This window comes from Pseudomonas sp. HMWF006, from assembly GCF_003061205.1.
Taxonomy (GTDB): Bacteria; Pseudomonadota; Gammaproteobacteria; order Pseudomonadales; family Pseudomonadaceae; genus Aquipseudomonas; species Aquipseudomonas monsensis.
Window position 1 is genome coordinate 8852 of sequence record NZ_QAIU01000632.1, and the last position, 2841, is coordinate 11692.

Below are 2841 nucleotides of genomic sequence, written 5' to 3' on the forward strand. Positions count from 1 at the left end.
GTCTGGATGTTGCTGGTGGTCAAGCTGCCCAGTTCCTGCATCGACGCTTCGGTGCTGCTGCTCAGGGCTTCGCGTTGTCGGTAATCGTTGAACAAAATGAAACAGGCGAACGCAATGGCCACCACGAGGGCGGCAGCCAACAAGATCTTGTGGCTGAATTTCATGTTTCTGGTCATCGAATGAACTACCGCGAGGGGACTGGTCAAGAAAGGGCGGCAATTTGCCACACTCGGGGGCTTTGCGCTGCTCTTATTTCGACCGCGGCGCGCCAAAGATTAGGCGGTTTTCGTGAAATGCGACGAAATGCGCACCAGGCCCACAAGGTGTCTGATTTATCGGCAAAAGCCAGACGGGCGGGCTAATAAATAGCCGTCCGTACAGGGAACCAGAAGAAGGTTTTCTCTTCTAAGCTTCTGGTTGGCACCCTGCCATCCCCCCTCGTTCCAGGAGTTACACCATGTCGCTGCGATCTATCGCCCTGTTGTCGTTTTGCGTGCTGTTGGCCGCATGCAGCAAGGTCAACCAGGAAAACTACTCGAAGCTCTCGGCCGGCATGGCCAAGGCCGAGGTTGAGACCTTGCTCGGCAAACCCACCGACTGCTCGGGCGCGCTCGGCATGTCCAGTTGCACCTGGGGCGACAAGAACAGCTTTATCAGCGTGCAGTACGCCGGTGACAAAGTGCTGATGTTTTCCGGCCAAGGCCTGAAGTAAACCGGGGCTTCGCGCCCACGGAGAAGAAAAAATGAAGCGGTTATTGTTGATCCTTTTTGCCGGCCTGGTGTTGGCCGGCTGCGCCACTTCAGGCGTCGACCCGTTGGCGCCGAAGACGGCCAACAGTGTCAATCTCAAGCGTTACCAGGGCACCTGGTACGAACTGGCGCGCTTGCCAATGTACTTCCAGCGCAATTGCGCGCAATCCGAAGCCCATTACACCCTCCAGCCTGACGGTAACGTCGCGGTGCTCAATCGCTGCCTGACGTCGCAGTGGCAGTGGGAAGAGGCCAAGGGCAAGGCTTATCCACAGGTGCCGGGCAAGACCGACAAGCTGTGGGTCGAGTTCGATACCTGGTTCTCGCGGCTGATTCCGGGTGTGGCGAAAGGCGAATACTGGGTGTTGTACGTCAGCGATGACTACAAGACTGCCATCGTCGGCGATCCGAGTCGCAAGTACATGTGGCTGTTGTCGCGCACGCCGACCGTCAACGGTGTGGTGCGTGAAGAACTGCTGAGCAAGGCGCGGCAGCAGGGGTATGACACCACGCGATTGATCTGGCGAACGTCGGATCGGCAGATGGCCAAGACTTCGAATTAAGCATCGCCACCCATCAAAATGTGGGAGCGAGCTTGCTCGCGAAAGCGGTGTATCAGTCAACATTTCAGTCGACTGATACGGCCTCTTCGCGAGCAAGCTCGCTCCCACATTTTTGTTTTGTGTCAGCCTAAAAGGTCGCGCAGGACCTGGGTGAAGGCGCGGGCGCTGTCTTCTTCGCCGGCATGCCGGCCGTCACGCACCACCCACTGGCCGTTGACCAGCACATCGCGCACCTGACGATCGCCACCGGCGAACAACCACCGATTCAAGATCCCGTCACCCGTGGCCGTGGCCAGATACGGATCGTTGCCATCGAGCACAATCCAGTCCGCACGCTTGCCAACCGCCAGCGCACCAATCGGTTGCCCCAACGCCTGCGCACCACCGTCCAGCGCTGCGTCATACAACGTACGCCCGACCATCGGCTGATCCGCGCCATACAAACGGTTACGCCGTTGATCACGCAGGCGCTGGCCATATTCCAGCCAACGCAATTCCTCGACCACGCTGAGCGACACATGGCTGTCGGAACCGATACCCATGCGCCCACCCTGGGCGAGGAAATCCACCGCCGGGAAAATCCCGTCGCCGAGGTTGGCTTCGGTGGTCAGACACAGGCCGGCGATGGCGCGACTCTTGGCCATCAGCGTGACTTCTTCAGGGTTGGCGTGAGTCGCGTGGACCAGGCACCAGCGCTGATCGACTTCAGTATTTTCGTAGAGCCATTGCAACGGACGCCGTCCGCTCCAGCTCAGGCAGTCATCGACTTCCTTCTGCTGTTCGGCGATGTGAATGTGCACCGGGCACTGTTGGTCGCTGGCGGCCAGCACTTCGCTGATCTGCTGCGGGGTCACCGCGCGCAACGAGTGAAAGCACAGGCCCAGCGATTGCGCCTTTTGCTGCGCCAGTAATGGCTGCAAGCGCGATTGCAGATTCAGGTAATTTTCGGTGCTGTTGATAAAGCGACGCTGGCCGTCGTTCGGCGTCTGCCCGCCAAAACCCGAATGGCTGTAGAGCACCGGCAGCAGGGTCAGGCCGATGCCGCTGTCACTTGCGGCCTGGCTGATGCGCAGCGCCAGTTCAGCCGGGTCGGCGTAAGGCTGGCCGTTGTGGTCGTGGTGCACGTAATGGAATTCGGCGACCGAGGTATAACCGGCCTTGAGCATCTCGATGTACAACTGACGGGCGATCACCCCGAGCTGATCCGGACTGATTTTTCCGACCAGCCGATACATCAGGTCGCGCCAGGTCCAGAAACTGTCGTTGGGATTGCCGGCCACTTCGGCCAGTCCGGCCATCGCACGCTGGAAGGCGTGGGAGTGCAGGTTGGGCATCCCCGGCAGCAACGGGCCGCTCAGCCGCTCGGCGCCATCTGCGGTGGAATCGGCCTGGATTTGGGTCAACACGCCATCGGCGTTGACCTCAAGACGTACATGGTTGGCCCATCCGTTAGGCAGCAGCGCGCGTTCGGCAAAGAAGGCGGACATGGTTCAGCACCCCATCGTGTGTTATTTGTATATACATATAC

Annotated in this window: 4 protein-coding genes; 2 read left to right on the forward strand and 2 right to left on the reverse strand. The window is 59.5% G+C overall.

Going from position 1 to position 2841, the window contains the following annotated elements; genetic code table 11:
• Positions 1-176: hypothetical protein (locus DBR24_RS34325; protein WP_256591961.1), on the reverse strand; the 176-nt coding region annotated here is incomplete at its 3' end.
• Positions 177-457: 281 nt separating this feature from the next.
• On the opposite strand from DBR24_RS34325, the gene DBR24_RS29235 reads away from it, so the two are divergent.
• Together DBR24_RS29235 and DBR24_RS29240 are read left to right on the forward strand one after the other, a co-directional pair.
• Complete coding sequence (locus DBR24_RS29235) at positions 458-712, forward strand: hypothetical protein (RefSeq protein WP_007952486.1); 255 nt, start codon at positions 458-460, stop codon at positions 710-712.
• A 31-nt stretch (positions 713-743) separates the two neighbouring features.
• Entirely contained in the window at positions 744-1313 is a 570-nt protein-coding gene (locus DBR24_RS29240) for a lipocalin family protein (RefSeq protein WP_123470680.1), read from the forward strand.
• A gap of 122 nt (positions 1314-1435) precedes the next feature.
• On the opposite strand, the gene DBR24_RS29245 is transcribed toward DBR24_RS29240, so the two are convergent.
• Entirely contained in the window at positions 1436-2800 is a 1365-nt protein-coding gene (locus DBR24_RS29245; RefSeq protein ID WP_123470682.1) for a formimidoylglutamate deiminase, read from the reverse strand.
• Positions 2801-2841 lie beyond the last annotated feature (41 nt).

Bases quoted from the DNA above. Each gene is read 5' to 3' on its own strand.
- DBR24_RS29235 (WP_007952486.1), top strand. From the start codon at position 458: ATGTCGCTGCGATCTATCGCCCTGTTGTCGTTTTGCGTGCTGTTGGCC.
- DBR24_RS29240 (WP_123470680.1), top strand. From the start codon at position 744: ATGAAGCGGTTATTGTTGATCCTTTTTGCCGGCCTGGTGTTGGCCGGC.
- DBR24_RS29245 (WP_123470682.1), bottom strand. From the start codon at position 2,800: ATGTCCGCCTTCTTTGCCGAACGCGCGCTGCTGCCTAACGGATGGGCC.